The sequence below is a fragment of the Lysobacter gummosus genome (genome assembly GCF_001442805.1).
Lineage (GTDB): Bacteria > Pseudomonadota > Gammaproteobacteria > Xanthomonadales > Xanthomonadaceae > Lysobacter > Lysobacter gummosus.
Genome location: NZ_CP011131.1, coordinates 2960449 through 2984230, shown reverse-complemented (window position 1 = coordinate 2984230; position 23782 = coordinate 2960449). Strand labels below are relative to the sequence as shown.

At 67.6% G+C, this 23782-nt stretch carries 20 protein-coding genes; 14 read left to right on the top strand and 6 right to left on the bottom strand.

The annotated features are described in order from the left end of the window. Positions 1-95: 95 nt before the first annotated feature. From LG3211_RS12020 to LG3211_RS11990, 7 genes are all read left to right on the top strand, one after another. Positions 96-1721 carry a TldD/PmbA family protein gene (locus LG3211_RS12020; RefSeq protein ID WP_057943057.1) on the top strand — a complete coding sequence of 542 codons (1626 nt, stop codon included), beginning with the start codon at positions 96-98 and terminating at the stop codon, positions 1719-1721. Positions 1722-1813: 92 nt separating this feature from the next. Beyond that, positions 1814-2488, top strand: a complete 675-nt coding sequence (locus tag LG3211_RS12015) for a DUF4159 domain-containing protein (RefSeq protein WP_187313194.1) — start codon at positions 1814-1816, stop codon at positions 2486-2488. A gap of 244 nt (positions 2489-2732) precedes the next feature. Beyond that, positions 2733-3740, top strand: a complete 1008-nt coding sequence (locus LG3211_RS12010; protein ID WP_057943055.1) for an AAA family ATPase — start codon at positions 2733-2735, stop codon at positions 3738-3740. Between the two features lie 98 nt (positions 3741-3838). Next, the gene (locus tag LG3211_RS12005) at positions 3839-4732 is read left to right on the top strand and encodes a DUF58 domain-containing protein (protein WP_057943054.1); all 894 of its coding nucleotides are present in this window, start codon (positions 3839-3841) and stop codon (positions 4730-4732) included. After that, positions 4729-5907, top strand: coding sequence for a BatA domain-containing protein (locus LG3211_RS12000; protein WP_057943053.1), 1179 nt, complete (start codon positions 4729-4731; stop codon positions 5905-5907). Before LG3211_RS12005 ends, LG3211_RS12000 begins: the two co-directional genes overlap by 4 nt. Continuing rightward, positions 5904-8087, top strand: a complete 2184-nt coding sequence (locus tag LG3211_RS26390) for a hypothetical protein (RefSeq protein ID WP_057943052.1) — start codon at positions 5904-5906, stop codon at positions 8085-8087. Before LG3211_RS12000 ends, LG3211_RS26390 begins: the two co-directional genes overlap by 4 nt. An 8-nt stretch (positions 8088-8095) precedes the next feature. Continuing rightward, on the top strand, positions 8096-9937 hold the full coding sequence (locus LG3211_RS11990; protein ID WP_148648879.1) for a carboxypeptidase regulatory-like domain-containing protein: 1842 nt from the start codon (positions 8096-8098) through the stop codon (positions 9935-9937). Positions 9938-10086: 149 nt separating this feature from the next. Here the strand turns inward: LG3211_RS11990 and LG3211_RS11985 are convergent, their stop codons facing one another. The 4 genes from LG3211_RS11985 to asnS all read right to left on the bottom strand — a co-directional run bounded on the left by LG3211_RS11985 (position 10087) and on the right by asnS (position 13155). Continuing rightward, positions 10087-10872 carry an SDR family oxidoreductase gene (locus LG3211_RS11985; RefSeq protein ID WP_057943050.1) on the bottom strand — a complete coding sequence of 262 codons (786 nt, stop codon included), beginning with the start codon at positions 10870-10872 and terminating at the stop codon, positions 10087-10089. Between the two features lie 47 nt (positions 10873-10919). After that, positions 10920-11231 carry a hypothetical protein gene (locus tag LG3211_RS11980; RefSeq protein WP_057943049.1) on the bottom strand — a complete coding sequence of 104 codons (312 nt, stop codon included), beginning with the start codon at positions 11229-11231 and terminating at the stop codon, positions 10920-10922. Further along, positions 11231-11536, bottom strand: coding sequence for a hypothetical protein (locus LG3211_RS11975; RefSeq protein WP_057943048.1), 306 nt, complete (start codon positions 11534-11536; stop codon positions 11231-11233). Before LG3211_RS11975 ends, LG3211_RS11980 begins: the two co-directional genes overlap by 1 nt. A 218-nt stretch (positions 11537-11754) precedes the next feature. Continuing rightward, entirely contained in the window at positions 11755-13155 is a 1401-nt protein-coding gene (gene asnS / locus LG3211_RS11970; protein WP_057943047.1) for an asparagine--tRNA ligase, read from the bottom strand. 119 nt (positions 13156-13274) lie between these two features. Between asnS and LG3211_RS11965 the strand changes: the two genes are divergently transcribed. Then, positions 13275-14492: a DUF2891 domain-containing protein gene (locus tag LG3211_RS11965; protein WP_222837614.1), complete on the top strand. Its 1218-nt coding sequence runs from the start codon at positions 13275-13277 to the stop codon at positions 14490-14492. Positions 14493-14720: 228 nt separating this feature from the next. Beyond that, on the top strand, positions 14721-15059 hold the full coding sequence (locus tag LG3211_RS11960) for a HesB/IscA family protein (RefSeq protein ID WP_057943046.1): 339 nt from the start codon (positions 14721-14723) through the stop codon (positions 15057-15059). Positions 15060-15095: 36 nt separating this feature from the next. Here LG3211_RS11960 and LG3211_RS11955 read toward each other — a convergent pair whose 3' ends face one another. Next, a complete protein-coding gene (locus tag LG3211_RS11955; RefSeq protein ID WP_057943045.1) occupies positions 15096-17225 on the bottom strand; it encodes an ArnT family glycosyltransferase in 2130 nt (709 codons plus the stop codon). Positions 17226-17316: 91 nt separating this feature from the next. Continuing rightward, on the bottom strand, positions 17317-18306 hold the full coding sequence (locus tag LG3211_RS11950; RefSeq protein WP_057943044.1) for a glycosyltransferase family 2 protein: 990 nt from the start codon (positions 18304-18306) through the stop codon (positions 17317-17319). 255 nt (positions 18307-18561) lie between these two features. On the opposite strand from LG3211_RS11950, the gene LG3211_RS11945 reads away from it, so the two are divergent. From LG3211_RS11945 to LG3211_RS11925, 5 genes are all read left to right on the top strand, one after another. Then, positions 18562-20352: a DUF885 domain-containing protein gene (locus LG3211_RS11945; RefSeq protein ID WP_083512493.1), complete on the top strand. Its 1791-nt coding sequence runs from the start codon at positions 18562-18564 to the stop codon at positions 20350-20352. Positions 20353-20698: 346 nt separating this feature from the next. Continuing rightward, entirely contained in the window at positions 20699-21127 is a 429-nt protein-coding gene (rpsF, locus tag LG3211_RS11940; RefSeq protein WP_057943043.1) for a 30S ribosomal protein S6, read from the top strand. An 11-nt stretch (positions 21128-21138) separates the two neighbouring features. Continuing rightward, positions 21139-21369 (top strand): 30S ribosomal protein S18, encoded by a 231-nt coding sequence (gene rpsR / locus LG3211_RS11935; RefSeq protein ID WP_031372470.1) that lies wholly within the window; start codon positions 21139-21141, stop codon positions 21367-21369. A 164-nt stretch (positions 21370-21533) separates the two neighbouring features. Further along, a complete protein-coding gene (gene rplI, locus LG3211_RS11930) occupies positions 21534-21986 on the top strand; it encodes a 50S ribosomal protein L9 (RefSeq protein WP_057943042.1) in 453 nt (150 codons plus the stop codon). Between the two features lie 380 nt (positions 21987-22366). Next, positions 22367-23776, top strand: coding sequence for a replicative DNA helicase (locus LG3211_RS11925; RefSeq protein WP_057943041.1), 1410 nt, complete (start codon positions 22367-22369; stop codon positions 23774-23776). The last annotated feature ends 6 nt before the right edge of the window (positions 23777-23782 follow it).

The window sequence follows — 23782 nt, the reverse complement described above, 5'->3', positions numbered from 1 at the left end:
CCGGGTGACGCGGGCGGCGCGGCCGGTGCATCGGCCCGCCGCCCGCCGCTTCGCCGCCGCATCACGCCCCTTGTCTTTCTGCGAGCCTGTCCGCTGTGCAACGACGCGACTTCCTCAGTTTTACCGGCCTGGGCCTGGCGGGCCTGGTGCTTCCCTACGGCCGCAGCATCGCCGCCGAAGCGCTGCTTGAACCGGTCGACGCCGCGCTGCGCCGGCGCCTGGCCGACATCGCGCTGAACGCCGCGCGCGAAGGCGGCGCGGATTACTGCGACGTGCGCATCGGCCGCTATCTGCGCCAGTCGGTCATCACCCGCGAAGCGCAGGTGCGCAACATCGTCAACGCCGAATCGGCCGGGATCGGCATCCGCGTGCTGAGCCGTGGCGCATGGGGCTTCGCCGCCGTCGCCAACGCGAACCCGGACACGGTGGCCGCCGCGGCGCGCCAGGCGGTGGCGATCGCGCGCGCCAACGCCCGTGTGCTCACGCGCAAGGTCGAACTGGCGCCGGTCAGCGGCGTCGGCGAGGTGCGCTGGGCCACGCCGGTGCGCAAGAACGCCATGGCGGTACCGATCAAGGACAAGGTCGATCTGCTGCTCGCGGTCAACGCCGCCGCGCTCAAGGCTGGCGCCGACTTCGTCAATTCGACCTTGTTCGCGATCAACGAACAAAAATACTTCGCTTCCACCGACGGCAGTTATATCGACCAGGACGTGCACCGCATCTGGTTGCCGCTGACCGCAACCGCCGTGGACAAGGCCAGCGGCAAGTTCCGCAGCCGCGATGGTTTGTCCGCGCCGATGGGCATGGGCTACGAATACCTCGACGCCGATCCGGCGGGCAAATTCGCCTTGCCCGGCGGGCTGACCGGTTACGGCCGTTCTTATGATGTGATCGAGGACGCTACCGCCGCGGCGCGCCACGCCCGCGCCAAGCTCAAGGCGCCGTCGGTGAAACCGGGCAAGTACGATCTGGTCCTGGACCCGTCCAATCTGTTCCTGACCATCCACGAGAACGTCGGCCATCCGCTGGAGCTCGACCGCGTGCTGGGCTACGAGGCCAACTACGCCGGCACCAGCTTCGCCACGCTGGACAAGCGCGATCAGGGTTATCGCTACGGCAGCGAGCTGGTCAACTTCGTCGCCGACAAGACCCGCCCGGGCAGTCTGGGTGCGGTCGGCTACGACGACGAGGGCGTGAAAACCCGCGAGTGGGACCTGATCCGCGACGGCATCCTGGTGGACTACCAGGCCACGCGCGATGAAGCGCATCTGCTCGGGCACAAGCAGTCGCATGGTTGCAGCTATGCCGATTCGTGGTCGAGCGTGCAGTTCCAGCGCATGGCCAATGTGTCGTTGAAGCCGGGCAAGCAGCCGCTGAGCGTGGCCGAGATGGTCAAGGGCGTGGAGCGCGGCCTGTACGTGCACGGCCGCGGCTCGTATTCGATCGACCAGCAGCGCTACAACGCCCAGTTCGGCGGGCAGTTGTTCTTCGAGATCAAGAACGGCCAGGTGACCGGCATGATCGAGGACGCGGCCTATCAGATCCGCACGCCGGAATTCTGGAGTTCCTGCGTGGCGGTGTGCGACGAACGCGACTTCCGCCTGGGCGGCTCGTTCTTCGACGGCAAGGGCCAGCCCAGCCAGGTCTCGGCGGTGTCGCACGGGTCGAGCACCTCGCGCTTCAACGGCATCAACATCATCAACACCGCGCGTGCGTTGTAAGCGATGGGCGTGATCGGCCAGGCCGCTTCATCCGCCGCCGCGCTGTGTGGCGCGGGCGGGGTGCCGTGAACCGGGCGCAGTTCCTGCGGCTGATGCTCGGCGCCGCCGCCGGCGCTTGGCTGGCGCGTTCGCCGGCGGCGCGCGCGGGCGCCGACTACGATTTCTGGTTCACCCGGCTCAAATACGATTCCGGCGACTGGGACGTGGACCAGCGCATGCCGGCGAACCTGATCACTTCGCTGATCGACTACACCAACCTGCGAGTGGACCCGAAGGAACACGTGCTGGCGCTGGCCGACCCGAAGATGCTGACCGCGCCGTTCTGCTATCTGGCCGGTCACAAGCTGGTCGAGTTCAACCCGGACGAGCGGCGCAATTTCGAGCGTTATGTGCGCAACGGCGGTTTCGTGTTCGTCGACGATTGCAATCACGACATCGACGGCTTGTTCGCGAAGTCGTTCGAAGCGCAGATGGCGAAGATCTTCGGCGCCAAGGCGCTCAAGCGATTGCCGAAGAACCACGCTATCTACCGCAGCTTCTTCGTCTTCGACGGCCCGCCGGCGACCGGCTTCGAGCTCAACGGCTGGGGCGACGATCTGGTGCACGACTATTTGCGCGGCATCGATATCGACGGCCGGCTCGGACTGCTGTACAGCAATAAGGACTACGGCTGCGAGTGGGATTACGACTGGCGCAACAAGCGGTTTTTGGCCGAGGACAATACGAAGTTCGGGGTCAATATCGTGATGTATGCGTTGAATTCGTGAGTCCGGAGCAGGGCGTCGAGGACATGATTGAGCGCTGAGGAGTCGATTGAGCAAGGACGCGTCGGCAGTTGCCCCCTTTAAAAAAGGGGACGGCGACCGCGAAGCGGACGCGGGGGATTTGCTTTTGATTTTGCTGTTGCGCGGGAAGGGCAAAGCAAAAGCAAATCCCCCCTAGCCCCCCTTTTTTTAAAGGGGGGAACTTTGACGCTGTCGTTTGGGCAGCGTCGTTTCATGGGACGCGTAGATGAATACGAACGTGACAAGCGGCGACGAAACCGAACTGAAAGCGCAACTCGCCCGCCTGGGCGAACTGCGCAGTGCGATCGCGCAAGCCATCGTCGGCCAGGACGAAGTCGTCGAACAATTGCTGATCGGCCTGCTCGCCGGCGGGCACTGCCTGCTCGAAGGCGTGCCCGGGCTCGGCAAGACCCTGTTGGTGCGTTCGCTGGGACAGGCGCTGGAACTGCAGTTCCGCCGCGTCCAGTTCACCCCCGACCTCATGCCCAGCGACATCCTCGGCACCGAACTGCTGGAGGAAGACCACGGCACCGGCCATCGCCATTTCCGCTTCCAGCCCGGGCCGATCTTCACCAGCCTGCTGCTGGCCGACGAGCTCAACCGCACGCCGCCCAAGACTCAGGCCGCGCTGCTGGAAGCGATGCAGGAGCGCACCGTCAGCTACGCCGGCGTCACCCACGCCCTGCCGGCGCCGTTCTTCGTGCTGGCGACGCAGAATCCGCTCGAACAGGCCGGCACCTATCCCTTGCCCGAAGCGCAGTTGGACCGCTTCCTCCTGCATATCCGCGTCGGCTACCCCAGCGAGCGCGAAGAACACGACATCCTGCAGCAGACCACCGGCTCGCACAGCGCACAGGTGCCGCGGGTGATGAACGGCGAGGACGTGCTGGCGCTGCAGGCGCGGGTGCGCGAGGTGCACTTGGGCGAAGACCTGCTGCTGTGGGTGACGCGGCTGGTGCGCGCGAGCCGACCGGACGAGCGCTCGATCGCCGAAGTCAAACAATGGGTGAAATGGGGCGCTGGCCCGCGCGCGGGCCAGTCGCTGGTGCTGGCGGCCAAGGCGCGGGCCTTGCTGCACGGGCGCTTCGCCGCGACGCGCGAGGACATCGCCGCACTGGCCGCGCCGGTGATGCGCCATCGTCTGCTGCTGTCGTTCGCGGCCGAGGCCGAGAACAAGAGCGCCGACGACGTGATCGCCGCGTTGCTGCGCGGCGTGCCGTTTCCGGACGGCTGAGCGGCGGTGAACGGTAACGGGATCGGCCATCGTGCCGGCGTCGCCACGGTCGCGGCGGCAGCCGCGCGTGCGTGCGCGCTTAACCGCGGGAGCCGCCCGTGCACGATCTGATCCCGCCGAAGGTGCGCGCGCGCCTGCGCAATCTGCACTTGACCTCCAAGCGCGCGGTCGGCACCCACGGCATCGGCATGCACAGCAGCCGCAGCCGCGGCGCCGGTCTGGAATTCGCTCAGTACCGCGCCTATGAGCCCGGCGACGAACTGCGCCAGATCGACTGGAAACTCTACGCGCGCTCGGATCGCTTCTTCGTGCGCGAAGCCGAACGCGAAAGCCCGCTGGCGATCTGGCTGCTGCTGGATGCCACCGCCTCGATGCGCCAGGAAGACGCGGCGCGGCCGGGCTGGTCGCGACTGGACGCGGCCAAGGCCCTGAGTGCCTGCGTGGCCGAACTGGCGCTGCGCCAGGGCGACCGCTTCGGCCTGATCGTGCTGCGCGGCGACGGCCTGCGCCTGCTCGCGCCCGCGGCCGGCGCGCGCCAGCGTGATCGTCTGTTGCTGGAACTGCACAACGTGTCGGCGCAAGGCGCGTGGCCGGCGGCCGAACAACTGCGGCCGCTGTGGGAACGCATCGGCGCCGGCGATCTGGCGCTGATGATCGGCGACGGCTTCGACGAAGACGCGGTCGCCATCGCCGAGCGCCTGGCCTCGGCGCGGCGCGAAGTGCTGAGCCTGCGCATCGTCACCACGGAAGAACGCGACTTCCCGTTCCGTGGCGGTTACCGCTTCCGCGATCCGGAAACCGGCGAAGAACTGCTCGGCGACGGCGCCGCGCTGCGCGACGAGTTCCTCGGCCGCTTCGCCGCCGCGCGCAAGGCGCTGGACGCGCGCCTGGACGCCAGCGGCATCCGTCACGCCGAGTACGTGCTCGACGAAGAACTCGATCTGCCGCTGCGCCGTCTGTTCGGCGCGCGCGATGCGATGGAGGCGTCGTGACGCCGGTGCTGTTGCTGCCGATCGGCCTGGTCGCGCTGGCGGCGCTGGCGATTCCTCTGCTGATCCATCTGGCCCGGCGCAGCGAGCAGCGCCCGACCGATTTCGCCGCGCTGCGCTGGCTGCGACACAAGCCCAAGCCGCGTCATCGCATCCGTTTCGATGAATGGCTGTTGCTGGCGCTGCGCCTGCTGTTGCTGGCGGCGCTGGCGCTGCTGCTGGCCCGGCCGGCGCTATTCGGTGCGCATAGCGACACGCCCTGGGCCGTGGTGGTGCCCGGTGTCGATGCCAAGGCCGCGGCTGCGCAAGGCGGATCGCAGGAAGTGGAATGGCGTTGGTTGGCGCCTGGGTTCCCAGCGCTCGATCGCCCGGTGCCGACTTCGCCGCAGCCGGTCGCCAGTTTGCTGCGCGAACTGGATGCGACCTTGCCGGCTGAAATTGCTTTAACCGTGTACGCCCCGCGACGGCTGACCGGCGCCGACGGCTCGCGACTGCAATTGTCGCGGCCGCTGCAGTGGCGGATCGTCGACAGCGCCGCGGCCGATCTGCCCGTGCCCGCGCCGCCGCGTTCGCCGCCGCCGCAGATTCGCTACGCCGCCGAGCGCGCCGCGGCCTTGCCGTATATGCGCGCCGCCATCGCCGCGGGTGTTGATGCGAACGCTGCGGGCGATCCCGCATCGGCGTCCATCGCGCCGATCGAACAAGCCTTCGACCCGAAAGGCCGCTCGCTGATCTGGCTGGCGCCGGGCCCGGCGCCCGAGGCGGTGAGCGCCTGGGTGGAGCAGGGCGGCAGCGTGTTGATCGATGCCGACAGCCGCTGGCCCGGCGCAGCGCTGAAATTCGACGCGGCGGTCTGGCGCGACGGCGACGGAACGCTGCGCATCGAAGGCGCGCCGTTCGGACGCGGCCGCGTGCTGCGTCTGACCGGGCCGTTGTCGCCGCGCGCCTGGCCGCAGATGCTGCAACCCGGATTCGCCCAGCGTTGGCTGGCTTTATTCGAACCGGCCGCCGCGCAACCGGCGCGAGTGCTGGCGCAGGATTACGCGCCGAGCGCCGGCGGGCCGTCGTTCGCGCGGCCGCCGCTGGATCTGCGGCCGTGGCTGGCGCTGCTGATCGCCTTGTTGTTCCTGATCGAACGCTGGTTCGCCACCGGCCGTCGACGCGGAGCGGCGCCATGAGCGCGGCGCAACGCCTGCATCAGTACCTGCGCGATGCGCGGCGCCGGCGCAGCGTCGACCTCGCCTTGACCTTGCTGCCGTGGCTGGCGCCGGTCGCGCTGCTGATCGCCCGCTGGCAGGGCGCGACGCCGGCATGGATCGCGTTGCTCGTGGGCTTGTGCTTGATCGGCGCGATCGCCTGGCGGCATGGCTCGCGACTGGATACGCCGTGGCTGATCCGCCGGCTCAACGCCTTGCGCACCGACATGGACGACAGCGCCGATCTGCTGTTCGCGCGCGAAGAGGGTTTGCGCGGGCTGCAGCGCCTGCAACAAGCGTGGCTGCGGCAGCGGATCGAAACTGCACCCACAACGGAATTGCGCCCGGCGTGGTCGCGACGTCGCGCACTTGTGTCGCTGCTGCTCGCCGCGCTCGCATTGGCGGCAGTCGCATTGTGGCCAGCCGCGCCGACGTCGGCCGCGCTCGATCGCTTATCGCCATCGCCGCAAATCGCCGCCGCGCCGGGCCAGCCCCGATTGGTCCAGCAGGCCTTGCGCATCGACTCCCCGGCATACACCGCGCTGCCGCCGCGCAACGAGCCCAGCCTGGAAGGCCGCGTCGCCGAAGGCGCGCGCCTGCGCTGGACCCTGCGTTTCCAGCCGCAACCCGATGCAGTGGCGCTGGTGTTCCACGACGGCCAACGGCTGGCGCTGAGCCGCGCCGGCGAGGACTGGAGCGCGCAACGGGTCATGACGAAGTCGCTGCTGTACCGAATCGAAGCGACCGCCGCGCCGCAGGCGCAGACGCGCAGGCTCTATCGCATCGACGTCACGCCCGACCGTGCGCCGCAGTTGCGCGTGCTCGAACCCGATCGCGGATTAAGCCTGATGACGCCCGGGCAGAAGGCCTGGCCGCTCGCGTTCGAAGCCAGCGACGACTACGGCCTGGCCGGCAACGCGCGGTTGCGCATCACCCTGGCCCAGGGCAGCGGTGAGAACATCACCTTCCGCGAGCAATTCGTCAGCGTGCGCGGCAGCGGCGGCGCAAGGCTCAAGCGTTACCAGCACCGGCTCGATCTGGCCGCGCTCGGCTTCGCGGTCGGCGACGATCTGATCGTGCAACTGGCGGTGGACGACAATCGCGCGCCCAAGCCGCAGAGCGCCCTGAGCCCGAGCCTGATCCTGCGCTGGCCGGCCGATCTGGGCAGCGAAGCCACCGGCATCGAAGGCATGGTCAAGACCACGCTGCCGGCGTATTTCCGCAGCCAACGCCAGATCATCATCGACGCCGAAGCGCTGATCGCGCAGCGGCGCAAGCTCGACGGCGAGCATTTCCTCAAGCGCTCGGACGAGATCGGCGTGGATCAGCGCCTGCTGCGGCTGCGCTACGGCCAGTTCCTCGGGGAAGAAGCCGAAGGCGAGCCGAAGCTGCCGACCAGCGACAGTGAACAGACGCCAGACGATGCGCATCCGGCCGAAGCCGGCGCCTCGGCCAAGACCGAGGCGCACGACGACCACGACGATCACGGCCACGCGCCCGACGCCAAGCCGGCGGTGTTCGGCGAAGAAGGCTCGGTGCTGGAGCAATACGGCCACACCCACGATCACGCCGAGGCCGCGACCTTGCTCGATCCGCAGACGCGCAAGCTGCTCAAGTCCGCGCTCGACGAGATGTGGCAATCGGAACTGCATCTGCGCCAGGGCCATCCGCAACAGGCCCTGCCGTATGCGTACAAGGCGCTGGCCTTCATCAAACAGGTGCAGCAGGCCAGCCGCATCTATCTGGCGCGGGTCGGGCCGGAATTGCCGCCGATCGACGAAACCCGGCGGCTCAGCGGCGAACGCGAGGGGCTGGCGCGGCGCGGCGATGAGCTGCGCGCGGCCACCGCGTCCGATCCGACCTTGACCGCGTTGTGGCGCGAACTCGAACCCGGCGCGGGCGGCACGGCATCGGCGTCGATCGACTACGCCGCGCTGGAGCGCTGGCTGCGCGAACACGATGAGCGCGTGCCCGATCCGCTGGCCTTCGCCGCCGCGTTGGCGGCGTTGCGCGACCAACCCGAGTGCGCGAGCTGCCGCGCGCAACTGCGCGGCCTGTTGTGGCCGCTGTTGAACCGGCCGGCGGCGTCGGTGCGGCCGCGCGACGGCGGCGACGCCAGCGACCGGCGTTACTTCGACGCCTTGCAGCAGGCGCGGCCATGAGCGCGGGCATGACCATCGAACTCGCCGTCGCCATCGTGCTGGGACTGGCCGCGATTCTCGCGACCGCGCGGTTGCTGTATCGCCAGTACCGCAGCGATGCGGCGACGCGCTCGCGCCGCTGGCGCATGGCCGTGTTGATGATCGCGCAGCCGTTGATCGCCGCGCTGCTGTATTTCGCCGTATTGCCGCCGCGGCTGCCGGGTCAGGCCGGAACCATGATCGTCAGCACCGCCGGCGCCGCCGACGGCGCTAGCGAGGGCGCCGGCGATATCCGCGTGGCCTTGCCCGAAGCGCCGCCTGCCGCGGTCGGCGAGCGCGTTCCGGATCTGGCCAGCGCGCTGCGCCGTCATCCCGGTACGCAGCGGCTGCGCGTGCTTGGCGCGGGTCTGTCGCCGCGCGATCGCGATGCCGCACGCGGGCTGGCGATCGAATTCGTCCCCGCGCCGTTGCCGCGCGGGCTGAGCGGACTTTGGTTGCCGGCGCGGGTCGGCGAAGGGGAAGAGTTCTGGCTGTCGGGGCGGGTCGAGGCCATGCCCGGCGGCAGCGTGGAATTGCTCGATCCGGGTTCGCAGCGGGTGGATCGCGCGGTGCCGCGCGGCGACGGCGGCTTCGCCCTGAGCGCGGTCGCGCGCAGCGCCGGGCTGGCGATGTTCCAGTTGCGCCTGCGCGATGCGCGCCAGCAGGTGATCGAACAGGTCGACGTGCCGGTCGCGATCGAAGCGCGGCCGGCGCCGAAACTGTTGTTACTGGCGGGCGCGCCCGGTCCTGAGCTCAAGTATCTGCGCCGCTGGGCCGCCGACGCCGGGCTCAAGCCGCACACGCAGATCAGCGTCGGCGCGGGGCTGCAGCTCGGCGATGCGCCGTTGAATTTGAACGCGGCGAGCTTGGCCGGATTCGATCTGCTGGTGCTGGACGAACGCGCCTGGGAGTCGTTCGGCGAGACTCAGCGCAACGCGGTGATCGCGGCGGTGCGCGGCGGCCTGGGCGTGTTGCTGCGCGTCGGCGGGCCGTTGTCGCCGCGCACACGCGCGCAGTTGCGCGAACTGGGTTTCGAGCCCGGCGCCGGCGCGGATGCGAGCGAGCTGCGTCTGCCGGCCATCGGCACCGACGAAGCGGCCACACGCGCGCGCCTGGGGCCGGGCAGCGTCGACGCGCCGCGTCCGCGCGATCAGGCGCCGGCCGAGGCGCCGGCATTGACGCGGCGCGTGCTCGCGCTCGACGGCGCCAGGCTGCAACCGCTGGCGCGCGATGCCGACGGCAAGGCGTATGCGGCGTGGCGCGCGCTCGGGCAGGGACGGTTCGCGCTGTGGGGCCTGAGCGACAGCTTCAAGCTGGTGCTGGCCGGGCGCGACGATCTGCACGGCCGGCTGTGGAGCGATGCGTTGTCGGCGCTGACCCGGGCGCGTTCGAGCGAATCGGCGCGCATCGACGGCACGCCGCGTCAGGATGTGCGCACGCGTGTGTGCGGCCTCGCCGACGGTGCGCAGGTCCTGCCGCCGCGCGGGGCGGCGGTGGCGCTGGTGGTCGATCCGGACACGGGTCGCGAGCGCTGCGCCGGGTTCTGGCCGACCTCGGCGGGCTGGCATTCGTTGCGGCAAGGCGAGCGCTTGCTGCCGTTCTATGTGCGCGCTCGCGACGAAGCGCCGGGGTTGCGCGCCAGCGAATTGCGCGAAGCCACGGCCGGGTTGAGTCTGGCGTCGGCGCAGCGCGGTGGCGCGGCGACGGGAGCGCAGGCCGCCGATGGCGAACGCGGCTCGCCGTGGCCGTGGTTCTTCGCCTGGCTGGCGCTCAGCGCGGGCTTGTGGTGGTTCGAGCGTTCGCTGCGCGGTCGATATTCAGCGGCCGAGTAGGGCGGTGAGGGTATTGCCGTGGTTTGATCGAACAGCATCGGGGCTGAAGCCCCTCCCACAAAAGACTGCCCGGTCTTCGCTAGGCGTCGAGGTTTTTGTGGGAGGGGCTTCAGCCCCGGCGCTGTTCGGTCAGCAGCGAACCCCAATCCTCAGATCGACTGCATCCGCCCGCCATCCACCGCCAGACTCACGCCGTTGACGTAGCCCGCGGCCGGCGAACACAAGAACGCGATGCACGCGGCGATCTCCGCCGCTTCGGCGAAACGGTTGAGCGGCACGGTCCTGCGCATGGCCTCGATCACCGCGTCCTCGCTCTGGCCGGTGTTGCGCGCGCGATCGCCGATGATCTGCTCGATGCGCGCGGTCCTGGTATAGCCGGGCAGTACGTTGTTGACGGTGATGCCGTCGATGGCCAGTTCGCGCGACAAGGTCTTGGCCCAGCTGGCGACGGCGCCGCGGATCGTGTTGGACACGCCCAGGCCCTCGATGGGTTCCTTGACCGAGGTGGAGATCACGTTGACCATGCGCCCCCACTGCGCCGAGCGCATGCCCGGCAGCACCGCGCGCACCAGGGTCTGGTTGGCGATCAGGTGGCGCGCGAACGCGTCCTGATAGGCCGCATCGAGTGCGGTATGCGCCGGCCCGCCCGGCGGGCCGCCGGTGTTGTTGACCAGGATATGCACCGGCTTGCCGGCCGCCAGCGCCGCTACCTGCGCGCTGAGCGCGGCGGCGTCGCCGACGTCGGCGGCGATCCAGCCGTGCGCCTGCGCGCCGCTGCGCGGCAGGGCTTCGGCGACCGCGGCCAGGGCCTCGGGACGGCGCGCCAGCACAGTGACGTCGCAGCCGAGCAGGGCCAGTTCGTGCGCGCTCGCGCGGCCGATGCCTTCGGAGGCGCCGCAGACCAGGGCGTGTTTGCCGGTGAGGTTGAGGTCCATGCGATCTCCGGATGCGGCGACGGTGAGCGTTCGTATCGCGGCGCGCGTCAGTGGCGCGGCGGCAGCTTCTGCATCATCAGCGCGGCCAGCGCCTCATCGTTGCCGGCCTGCGGCGGCGTCAGCTCGGCCAGGGAGAAGCCGCGGCTTTGCGCGTCGTCTTCGTCCAGGCCGCTGAGTTCGACGAACTCCGCGTCCATCAGCGCTGCACGCGCGGTGTCTTCGCTGTCGTAGGGCAGGATCTTGCCGTCGCTGTCCAGGACCTCGGCGGTGCCGGCTTCGAGCACGCGCAGCCGCGCCCAGACCAGAGTGCGGCCGAGCGTGGCCAGCCACCATTGTTCGTTTTCGTATTTATCGTTCATCAGGACACCACGGAGGAAAGCAGCCAGAGCAGGCCGGCGCAGGCCAGCGACGCGAACACGATCAGCAGCGACACCCGCGCCGGCGTCGCCAGGCCGTCGAGATTGCGGTCGGCGGCGGCGCGATAGCGCTGGCGCAGCAGCCAGTTCCACGCCGCCGGATGCACGAACGCGGCCTCGCCCAGTTGCCCGCGCAAGGCCGGATGGCGGTCGCGCAGATGCACCAGCGCCAGCGGCCAGAAGATCGCGAAGGCGCAGAAAGCGGACACCGCGATGCCTACGAAGGTCAGGGCCAGGAACAGGATCACGTGCTTGTTACCTCGTTGGCCGAATGCAAGCCGATGACGCCGCGCCCGAGTGCGTGCGACGCCTCTTCAAGGCCGTCATTCCCGCGAACGCGGGAATCCAGTGCCTTTCGTGCCCGTTGCGATGCAAGTCGCTGGATTCCCGCGTTCGCGGGAATGACGGGCAAAAAACAGGAGCGCGAACTTGAAGGTGAACCTCGCAAGCCCGCGCCCGGTTCGAATCAGAATTCCGCATTACCCGGCGCGCGCGGATACGCGATCGCATCGCGGATATTGCTCAGCCCGCACACGTACACCACCAGGCGCTCGAAACCCAGGCCGAAGCCGGCGTGCGGGACCGAGCCGTAGCGGCGGAAATCGCGGTACCAGCCGTAATGCGCCGGGTCCAGGCCGAACTGCGACATGCGCGCGTCGAGCACGTCCAGGCGCTCTTCGCGCTGGCTGCCGCCGATGATCTCGCCGATGCCAGGGGCCAGCACGTCCATCGCCGCGACGGTCTTGCCGTCGTCGTTCAGGCGCATGTAGAAGGCCTTGAAGTGCTCCGGGTAATTGGTCACCACCACCGGGCGGCCGACGTGCTGCTCGGTCAGCCAGCGCTCGTGCTCGGTCTGCAGGTCCAGGCCCCATTCGACCGGGAACTCGAACTTCTGCCCGGACTTCTGCAGCAGGCTGATCGCATCGGTGTAGTCGATGCGCTCGAACGGCGCGTTGACGAAACCCTCGAGCCGGGTCAGCGCGGTGGGCTCGACGCGTTCGGCGATGAAGGCCAGATCGTCGGCGCGTTCGCTGAGCACAGCGCGGAACAGGTACTTGAGGAAGTCCTCCGCCAGCTGCGCGTTGGCGGCCAGGTCGTTGAACGCGACTTCCGGCTCGATCATCCAGAACTCGGCCAGGTGGCGCGTGGTGTTGCTGTTCTCGGCGCGGAAGGTCGGGCCGAAGGTGTAGACCTTGCTCATCGCCAGCGCGTAGGCCTCGGCGTTGAGCTGGCCGGACACGGTCAGGAAGGTTTCCTTGCCGAAGAAGTCGCGCGAGAAATCCACCGCGCCTTCCTTGTCGCGCGGCAGGTTGACCAGGTCCAGCGTGGACACGCGGAACATCTGCCCGGCGCCTTCCGCGTCGGAGGTGGTGATGATCGGCGTGCTGATCCAGAAATAACCGTTCTCGTGGAAGAAGCGGTGCACGGCCTGGGCCAGCGAGTTGCGGATGCGGGTGACCGCGCCGAACAGGTTGGTGCGGGGGCGCAGGTGGGCGAACTCGCGCAGGTACTCCAGCGTGTGCTGCTTGGGCTGCATGGGGTAGGTGAGCGGGTCCTCGACCCAGCCGACCACTTCCAGCTTGCTGGCCTGGATCTCGTAGCTCTGGCCCTGGCCTTGCGATGCGACCAGATGGCCGGTGGCGATCACCGCGCAGCCGGCGGTGAGGTGCTTGACCTCATCGTCGTAATTCGACAGCGCATTGGTGGCGACCACCTGGATCGGCGCGAAGCAGGAGCCGTCGCTGACGTTGACGAAGCTCAGTCCGGCCTTGGAATCGCGCCGGGTGCGCACCCAGCCGCGTACCGTGACCTCGCCGCCCGCCGGGATCTTGCCCGCGAGTGCCTGTTCGACGCTTACCACCGTCATGTCGTGCCGCCTTAGCGCAATGAAAAGTGAGGGACGGCGATCATAACGGATGGGACCGGCGCAGCGCGCCGGCGGCGGCGCCCGTAGACTGCGCTATCGATCACGGGTGGGGGCGTGGCATGAGCGGAATCGGGACAGGCGGCAAGGGGCGGATCGGTGCGCGGCGATGGCTGCGGGCCGGCGCGCGGGCGTGGGCCACGCTGGCGCTGCTGTGCTGCGCGGGCGGCGTATCGGCGCAGGAGCCGATGCCCAAATCGCCGCTGCTGCCCGAGCCGGAGATGGTCGCGCTGGATCAAGCCCATGCCGCTCATTTCGCCGGCCTGGCGCTGAGCTGCGTAGGCCGCGAGTACCCGAACAAGATCGCCCACCGCCTGGAAGGCGCCGGCGATGTCGCCGCGCCGAGCAAACTGTATCCGGCGTTTTTCGGCTGCTACGACTGGCATTCCTCGGTCCACGGCCACTGGCTGCTGGCGCGGCTGGCGCAGCGCTTTCCGCAGGCGCCGTTCGCGGCCCAGGCGCGCGCGGCGCTCGCGCGCAGCCTGATCGACAGCAACCTCGCCGGCGAACTGGCTTACCTGCGCCATGCCGACGAGAGTTTCGAACGCCCCTACGGCCTGGCCTGGCTGCTGCAACTGGGCGCGCAACTGCGCGGCTGGGACGACCCGCAGGCGCGGCAATGGGCCAAGGCGCTGGAACCGCTGGAACGCGAGGCATCGCAGCGGCTGCAGCGCTGGCTGCCCAAGCTGACCAAGCCGATCCGGGTCGGCGAACACAGCCAGACCGCGTTCGCCTTCGGCCTGGCCCTGGACTGGACCGGGACCAGCGGCGACAGCGCCCTGCGCGAGGCGCTGATCGCCCGCTCGCGCTTCTATTACCTGGGCGACCGCGACTGCCCGCTGGCGTACGAACCCTCGGGCCAGGACTTCCTCTCGCCATGCCTGGCCGAGGCCGACCTGATGCGGCGGGTACTGCCGGCGCCGGAATTCGCCCGCTGGCTCAAGGGCTTCCTGCCGCAGATTCCGCGCCGCGCCCGCGCCGACTGGCTGACCCCGGGGCTGGTCCTGGACCCGGGCGACGGCAAGCTGGCGCACCTGGACGGCCTCAATCTCAGCCGCGCCTGGATGCTGGAAGGCATCGCCCGCGGCCTGCCGCCGCGCGATCGCCGCATCGGCGCCTTGCGCGCGGCCGCGGCATCGCATCGCGAACTGGGGCTGATCGCGGTCGGCGACACTCATTACGCCGGCGCGCATTGGCTGGGCAGTTTCGCGACCTATCTGCTGGCGCCGCCGGAGTCGGAACCGGCGCCGGGCGCGAGCGCGGCGGGCGGGGGCGGCTGACCCCGATCGTCGAGGATCGGGGCTGATCGACGCCGATCGAAGCCCGAACCGCAGCCAGGCCGGGCACCGCGGCCGGTTCAGCCCGGCTTGAACCGGCCGCACATGCCGCCATATCGGGTACAGCCCCCGAATGCCGGACTGATAAGATTCCGCCATCGGTGAACCATCGCAGCCGGCCGGACCGACCGGCTCAGCCAACCCGTCGAGCCGCATCCTACGAGTACCGTCATGCCCGTCACCCTCGCTCCCGCCGCTCTTGCCCGCGTCCAGACCTTCCTGGCCGAGACGCCGACCGCCCTGGGCCTGCGTTTCGGCGTGACCCGCACCGGTTGTTCGGGCTGGCAGCACACCGCCGACCTGGCCCGCGAAGAACGCGCCGGCGACACCGTGTTCGAACAGGACGGCGTACGCATCTACGTCGATCCGATCAGCCTGCCGCTGGTCGAAGGCACCCGCATCGATTTCCTCAAGCAGGGCCTGGGCGAGATGTTCGTGTTCCAGAACCCCAACGCCACCGCCGAATGCGGTTGCGGGGAGAGCTTCACCACGCAGGCCGACGCGGCCTGAAGTCGCGCGGCCCGAAACCGGGCCGGCGGATTCACATCACTTCTGCGGCTGGCCGGAAGGCCCGCCGTCGGCGGCAGCGTGGCAGTCTGCGGCGAGACGGTCGCAGACGCGCACGGGCTGGTTGTTTTTCGGACCCATGCTCAACCGGACCAGGGAAATGCCGAGTAGGCGCGGATCCTGACCGATCCCGAGCTGCTGCGGCGAGGTCGGCTGCGGCACACGAATCACCAAGCTGCGTGCATCGACCACATCGGGAAAGTACAACGTGTGGACCTGCGCCGTAGTCCCCAATTGCAGCGGCTGCTCCACGTCACCGAGCGCAATGGCGAAAGTTTGACCGACGTTGGGCCCGAACGCGCTGGCTTCGACCGTCACCTGCAGGTCGCCGGAGATCGGTTCATTGAGAACGAGCACGACTTCCTTGCCCTGCGACCAGCGTCCGAACGATTCCGGCGCCGCCAGGCCTTGCGCCGATTTCACCGAAGCCGGCAGCGGCTTGCTGAAATCCAGCGTGTCGCGCTTGCGCAACCAGTAGACGGTGAAACCCTCGTACGCCCGCTTGCGGTGGTAACTGCCGGGCGGCAGTTCCCAATCGTCGAACAACACCGCGCTATCGCGCGTCCAGTCCAGACCTTTGTCGAAGCTGCCGCTGGGATTGGTGGCGACGACTTCGAGCGCATTCGAGTCGGCATAGAACTTCGCCTTGAGCAGTCCGGCATGTTGATCGCCCACCAACTGCCCATGTCGGGCGACATCGGGATACTGAGTCCGAAGCAACTGTCCTGCCTGCACGAACACGTCGGCGTAGGTGCGCGAACGCGTCGTCACCGTCGCCGCCGCCGTGCCCGCGGCGACGATCAGCACGTAGTAGCCCAGGGCGGCCAGACGGGCCTTGCGCCAGTGGCCGAAAATGAAACTCAAGCAGGCGATCGCGCCGATGCCGCCGACCAGCGCCGGCAACAGTCGCCGGCCCTGGACCCAGCTCAGTTCGGGCGAATCGACGAAATACGGGGTGTAGAGCCGAAGCCCGATGGTGGCCGCATACAGCATCAGCAGCGCGATGATCACGGTCGCGGCACGGGTAAGTGCCTGCTTCCACGCCGCCGGATGGGCCTCCAGCCCGCGCCAGGCGAGCGGACCGAGCAACAGCAGCGGCAAGCAGAAATCGTAATAGCGCTGGTGCAGGCGGCCGATGTTTTCGCTGTAGCTCATGCTGGCGGTGAAGTACGCGGTGATGGTCACCAGCGCCGCCAACATGGTCAGTCCGAACAGGACCGCGCTGCGCGCGCGTTGCGACTGCTCGTCGTTGCCGCGCACCAGATTGAACACGGCGGCGACCAGCAAGGGTCCGAACAGCATGCACAGCCCGATCACATGCCCCCAGCCGGACTTCATCGTGTTCCAGATCAGCGCGTCCAGCGGAAGCTGTCCCTTGCTCACGTTCGCCTGGGTCGAATAGAACTCGCCCATCAAGCTCAACGCGCCCTTTCCGCCGAGCACATAGCCCAGGCCGAAGCGCACCGCGAAGAACACCGCGACGGTCGCGGCCAGTACGATCAATGCCGGTTTAAGCCGGCCGCGCACTCCGGGCCACAGCGCGTCGATCAGCACGAAGGCGCACAGGCCGCCCAGCAAGAACAAGGCATGCAGCTTGACCAGACACATCAAGCCAAGAACCGCGCCGCATTGGGCTGCGTATCGCCAAGGCCGGGCGGCATACGGACGCAGCGCCATGAAGCTCAACACCCAGAACATGAAGAAGTACAGCGATTCGGGCATGAACAAGGTGGTGAACGAATTGGCCGGCGCGGCGATAGCGACCAGCGTCAGCGCCACGGCTTTTCCCGGGCTGGTGTAAGGCTTGAGTACCGCGTAGATGAAGGGAGCCGCGGCTACGAAGAAAATCGCGTTCAACCAGCGGGCACAGCTCAGAAAGTCGGCGCCGCATTGATTGGTCAGCCGGAATATCCACAAATACAGATAGGACGGGATTTTCGCATCAGCGATCGGAGCCAGGCGCGAGTTGGAGCTGTAAGTCCATTCATCGCCGAATACCGATGCGTACAGGCCGGTATCGCGCGCAATGATCGCCGCCAGCACCGCGACGGCGCCGAGCGCGAGAACTGCATTCCAGTGATTAAAACGGGTCGGCTGGTCGAGCTTCAACAGAACTTGTCCTTATGGTGAAGATGAGGCGCGCGGCTCGGTGCGCGCCGCCGATCGACTGTCGAGCCGACGGAGCGCGGGTGCCGGGCCTTTATCTATTGCGAAACGTGTCCGGCAGCAGGGGAGCGATGGTGCGGGCCGGAACATTGGCTACGTCGAACGAAACGAAAGCAAGCACGAACTGCAAGCCCACGATCAACGGCAGCGCCGCCAGCATCACCGAGCCGGCCGGCGTGGTCACGCCCAACTGCATGGACGAAAACCACTGCCAGCAGCCGTAGATCAGGCCGAAGGCGATGAGCAGGCTGCCGAACGCCAGTTCCAGCGACGCGGCCGACATGTCGCGCAGGAAGTAGTTGTAGAAGATGCGCTTGAAGAAATTGCGGATGTGCTTGCCGAGAAATTCGCCGAAGATCTTGCGGATGTGCAGGTTGCTTTCTTCGTCGGCGTAGACCGCGTCCATCGGGATGTCCAGCACGGTCGCGCGGGCGATGTTGAGCCGGAACAGCATGTCGGTCTCGAAGAAATAGCGGCGGCTGATGCGGTCGAACGGAAGGTGCGCGGCGACCCGGGTGTGGATGGCGGTGTAGCCGTTGGTGGGGTCGAAGGTATTCCAGTAGCCGGTCGACAGCTTGCTCAGGAACGACAGGCCGGCGTTGCCGATCAGGCGGATCTTGGGCATGCGCTGGATCTGCGACAGATCGTAGAAGCGGTTGCCCTTGGTGTAGTCGGCGCGGCCTTCGAGGATGGGCTGGACGAAAATGGGCAGCAGGCGCGGGTCCATCTGGCCGTCGCCGTCGATCTTCACGGCGATGGTGAAGCCGTCCGCCGCCGCCGCCGCATAGCCGGTCATGACCGCGCCACCGACGCCCTGGTTGGCCTCATGACGCAGCACTACCACGCGCGGGTCGCGGCAGTTTTCCGCGACGTAGCGTCCGCTCTCGTCCGGGCACTGGTCATCGACCACGTAGACGCGCTCGACCTCCGGCCCGATCGCGTCGATGACGGCCAGGATGTGCCGGCGCACCTTGTAGCTGGGGATGATCACGGCGATCCGGTCGGGCGCGGCGTGGGTAGGCATCTGTATGGCGAATCCCGATTGAGCGGATGTGCGCTGCCGCGACAGCGGGCAGGGCATTGATATGACAGAGATTTTTCACATGGTAACGAAATGGAACGTCGCCGATGTGAGCCGATTCATGGCCGGTTAGGGAAAACGCGTCTCGCCCGGTCGATCCGAGTCGCGCATCGGCATGACGGCCCCCCATCTTTCGTCACGCGGCCGCGCCCGGGTCCGGCGGCTAGACTGCGGCGATCGCCTCGCTGGAAATCCCACATGCTTCGTTCCGTGCTGCTCGCCTCGGCCCTGGCCTGCGCGTGCGCTACTTCCGTCGCCGCCGCGCCTGCGGCGTCCGCCACCGCCACGCCCACCCGCAACGCCTCGGCGCAAGCCTTGTTCCGCTTGTTCGACGCGCAATGGGAACGCGGCCTGCGCGAAAGTCCCGAAGGCGCCAGCTACAACGGCGACAAGCGCTACAACGACCGCTGGACCGACCAGAGCCTGAGCGCGATCCAGGCGCGGGCCGAAGGCGATCGCAAGGCGCTCGCCGAGCTCAAGGCGATCGACCGCGGCCAGTTGTCGGTGGACGATCAGCTCAACTACGACGTATTCGCCTGGAACCTGGAAAGATCGATCCAGCGGCAGAAGTATCGTGAATACCTGATGCCGCTGAGCCAGCAGGGCGGGGTGCAGACCCTGGACGGCGTAGTCGAAGCGCTGAGCTTTTCCGAGGTCAAGGACTACCGCGACTGGCTCGCGCGCATGCGCGCGGTGCCATTGGTGATCGAACAGAACCAGGCGCTGCTGCGCGAGGGCGTCAAGGCCGGCCTTACCCCGCCGCGAGTGCTGATGCAGCGCGTGCCGGCCCAGATCGCCAAGCAGGTCGTGACCGATCCGAGCAAGAGCCCGTTCTACAAGCCCTTCGCCCGTTTCCCCGACAGCATTCCGGCGGCCGAGCGCAGCGCGCTGCAGGCCGAGGCCAGGAAGGTGATCAGCGAAACCCTGGTGCCGGCCTACCGCCGCTTCGGCGAGTTCTTCGACAAGGAGTATCTGCCGAACACCCGCGCCACCATCGCCGCCGGCGACCTGCCCGACGGCAAGGCCTATTACGACTTCCTCGCCGCCGACTACACCACCACCGACCTGAGCGCGGAGGCGATCCACCAGATCGGCCTGAAGGAAGTCGCGCGCATCCGCGCCGAGATGGAGAAGATCAAGAGCGAGGTCGGCTTCAAGGGCGACTTGCCGGCGTTCTTCCATTACCTGCGCACCGATCCGAAGTTCTTCCACAAGACCCCGGCCGAATTGCTGGAGGCGTACCAGGCGGCCGCCAAGCGGATCGATCCGGAACTGGTGAAGATCTCCAAGATCATCCCGCGCCAGCCCTACGGCGTGCGCCCGATCCCGGACAACATCGCGCCCGACACCACCACCGCCTATTACCTGGCCGGCGCCGTGGACGGCAGCCGCGCGGGGTTCTACTACGTCAACCTGTACAAGCCCGAGATGCGCCCGACCTGGGAAATGATTCCGCTGTCGCTGCACGAAGCGGTGCCGGGCCATCACTTCCAGTTCGCCCGCGGCCTGGAGCTGCCCGACGCGCCGATGTTCCGCCGCACCGGTTACTTCGTCGCCTACGGCGAGGGTTGGGGCCTGTACGCCGAGCGCCTGGGCTACGACATGGGCCTGTACGACGATCCCTACGACCGCATGGGCCAGCTGTCCTACGACATGTGGCGGGCGGTGCGGCTGGTGGTCGACACCGGCATGCACGCCAAGGGCTGGAGCCGCGAGCAGGCGATCAAGTTCTTCACCGACAACGCGCCCAAGACCGAACAGGACGTGGTCAACGAGATCGACCGCTACATCGGCACCCCGGGGCAGGCGCTGGCATACAAGATCGGCCAGCTCAAGATTTCCGAGCTGCGCGAGCGCTCGCGCCAGGCGCTGGGCAAGGACTTCGATCTGCGCGATTTCAACGATGAAGTGCTCTCGACCGGCTCGGTGCCGCTGAGCGTGCTGGAGAAGCATATCGATGCATGGATCGCCAGTAAGAAGCGTGCCTGATTAATTAATTCAATTGCTTGCGGGTTTTATTTAAGGTTTTGCGAAAACATGCGCCGTGATCGGATCACGGCGCCCGCCGCGGCCGCCGGCCTGAGGCGGCCCGACCGCGCGGTCCCGGCAACGGGGCGGCCTGTCGTTCGACCGGGCTTCGGGCCCGCATCCGGATCGCCGGCCCCGTTCGCCGCCCTGGCGTCGATTTGCACGTAAGCCCCTGTCCCTGCCATACTTTCCGGCTCCCACATGGCCTGCGGCCGTGTCGGGACCTTGCTCCACCGGACCTGATGCGGGTCTTGGGGGGCTGAATCGGGTCGCCCTCGGCGATCCCTCATCCACAAGGAATCACACCATGCGTCATTACGAAGTCGTGTTCCTGGTCCATCCCGACCAGAGCGAGCAGGTGCCGGCCATGATCGAGCGCTACAAGTCGCTGATCGAAGCCGGTGAAGGCAAGATCCACCGTCTCGAAGATTGGGGCCGCCGTCAGCTGGCTTACCCGATCTCGAACCTGGTCAAGGCCCACTACGTCCTGCTGAACATCGAAGTCACCCAGACCGTGCTCAACGAGCTGGTCGACGGTTTCCGTTTCAACGATGCCGTGCTGCGTCACCTGGTCATGAAGCGCGACGACGCCGACACCGAACAGTCCCTGATCATGAAGTTCAAGGACGAGAAGGGCGACAAGCCCGAGCGTGGCGAACGCCGTCGTCGCGACGATGACAGCGACAACGCCGTCGGCACCGCCGACAGCGCCGAAGACAACGCCGAAGCCGCCTGAGGATTGCCCCCATGTCCAAGTTCTTCCGTCGCCGCAAGTTCTGCAAGTTCACCGCCGAGGGCGTCAAAGAGATCGATTACAAGGATCTCAACACCCTGCGCCAGTACCTGACCGAGACCGGCAAGATCGTGCCGAGCCGGGTCACCGGCACCAAGTCCAAGTACCAGCGTCAGCTGGCCACGGCGGTCAAGCGCGCTCGTTTCCTCGCGCTGATCCCGTATACCGACAATCACAACGCCTAACGGCGTAGGAGTGAGTGGCGGCTTTGCCGCCCTGGAGGAGTGAGAAACGAGAGAGAGCTTTTGCTTTTACTCACTTCTCACTCCTCTGAACTCACTCCTCGCTTCTTCGGACAGCGAATCCCGCTGCGGACCTACAGGCCCGCTAACGAATACGGAGCAATCCCATGCAACTGATCCTCCTGCAGAAAGTCACCAACCTCGGCAACCTCGGCGACAAGGTCAACGTGAAGCCGGGCTACGGCCGCAACTTCCTGGTCCCGCAGGGCAAGGCCGTTCCGGCCACCGCCAGCAACCTGGCCGAGTTCGAAACCCGTCGCGCTGAGTACGAAGCCAAGGCCAAGTCGCAGCTCGAAGGCGCCGAAGGCCGCAAGGCCAAGCTGGAAGGCGCCACGGTGACCGTCCACGCCAACGCCGCGACCGAAGGCAAGCTGTACGGTTCGGTGACCCCGCGCGATATCGCCGAGGCGCTGACCAAGGCCGGCTACCCGGTCAACAAGTCGGAAGTGATCATGGGCGAAGGCCCGATCCGCCGCACCGGCGAGTACGACGTGCTGATCCACCTGCACGCCGACGTCGAAATCACCGTCAAGGTCACGGTCGCCGGCGAAGTCGCCTGATCCGAGCCTGACGCGGTACGAACGAGGGCGCCGCGAGGCGCCCTTCGTTTTTGCGGCGATCGACAAGCATTCCGCGGCAGCCACTGCGCGTCGCGCGCGCACATGGCGAACCGCGCCGTGGCTGGTTCTCACGCGGTGAGATTGGGCTGTGACATACCGGTGAGCACAATTGCCCACCTCTTATCCACAGCTTGGCCACAGTTCTATCTGCAACCGACCGCAAGGCATCGCGACTAGGATGCGTGTCCGACCCGAGAGTGCAGCGACTGGTCCCGACGACGCGTCCAGTCCGAATCGGCCGGCACGCCACGCAAGCCCCTGAGCCCTGACCGGCTCGATTGGCCGTGCACACGGCCGACCCGACGAGGATCGTCTCCCCGATGAGCGCACGCGGATTCCGTGGCGAAAAACGTTTCGAGACCCGCGCCGAACAGCGCATCGACCAGCTGCGCGTCCCGCCGCAGTCGGTGGAGGCCGAACAGGCCGTGCTCGGCGGCCTCATGCTCGCGCCCGACGCCTACGACCGCGTCGCCGACCAGATCGTCGAAGAAGACTTCTACCGCCGCGATCACCAGCTGATCTACCGCGCGATCCGCGAGCTGGCGGAAAAGAGCCGACCGTTCGACGCGGTGACCCTGGGCGAATGGTTCGAATCGCAAGGCCTGACCGAGCAGGTCGCCGGCGGCGCCTATCTGATCGAACTGGCCACGACCACGCCGTCGGCTGCCAACATCACCGCCTACGCCGAGATCGTTCGCGACAAGGCGGTGATGCGCAAGTTGATCGAGGTCGGCACCGAGATCGTCAACGACGGTTTTCAACCCGACGGCCGCGACAGCGGCGAGATCCTGGCCAAGGCCGAGCAGCAGGTGTTCGCGATCGCCGAAGCCGGCGCCCGCGGCCGGACCGACTTCACCCCGGTCACCAAGGCGCTGTCGGAAGCCTTCGACGTGCTGCAGACCCGCTACGCCAACGGCGGCTCGGTCACCGGCATCCCGACCGGCTACACCGAATTCGACGAGATGACGGCCGGCCTGCAGAACACCGATCTGCTGATCCTCGCCGCGCGTCCGGCGATGGGCAAGACCGCCTTCGCCCTCAACATCGCCGAGCATGCCGCGTTCCGCACCAAGAAAGCGGTGGCGGTGTTCTCGATGGAAATGTCCGCCAGCCAGCTGGCGCTGCGACTGATCTCCTCGGTCGGCCGCGTCAACGCCCAGCGCCTGCGCTCGGGCCAGCTCGAGGACGAGGACTGGGCGCGCGTCACCGGCGCGATCCGCCAACTGCGCGAGGTCAAGATCTTCATCGACGACACCCCGGGCCTGTCGCCGGAAGTGCTGCGCGCCAAGTCGCGCCGGCTCAAGCGCGAGCACGACCTGGGTCTGATCGTGATCGACTACCTGCAGCTGATGTCGGTGCCGGGCAACAACGAAAACCGCGCCACGGAAATTTCCGAAATCTCGCGCTCGCTCAAGCATCTGGCGAAGGAACTCAACCTGCCGGTGATCGCGCTGTCGCAGCTCAACCGCTCGCTGGAACAGCGCGCCGACAAGCGTCCGGTGATGGCCGACTTGCGCGAATCGGGCGCTATCGAGCAGGACGCGGACGTGATCGTCTTCATCTACCGCGACGATTACTACAACAAGGAAACCTCGCCGGACAAAGGTCTGGCCGAGGTCATCATCGGCAAGCAGCGTTCCGGCCCGACCGGCTCGCTCAAGCTCAAGTTCTTCGGCGAGTACACCCGCTTCGACAACCTGGCCCACGATTCGGTCGGTTCGTTCGAGTAAGTCCGC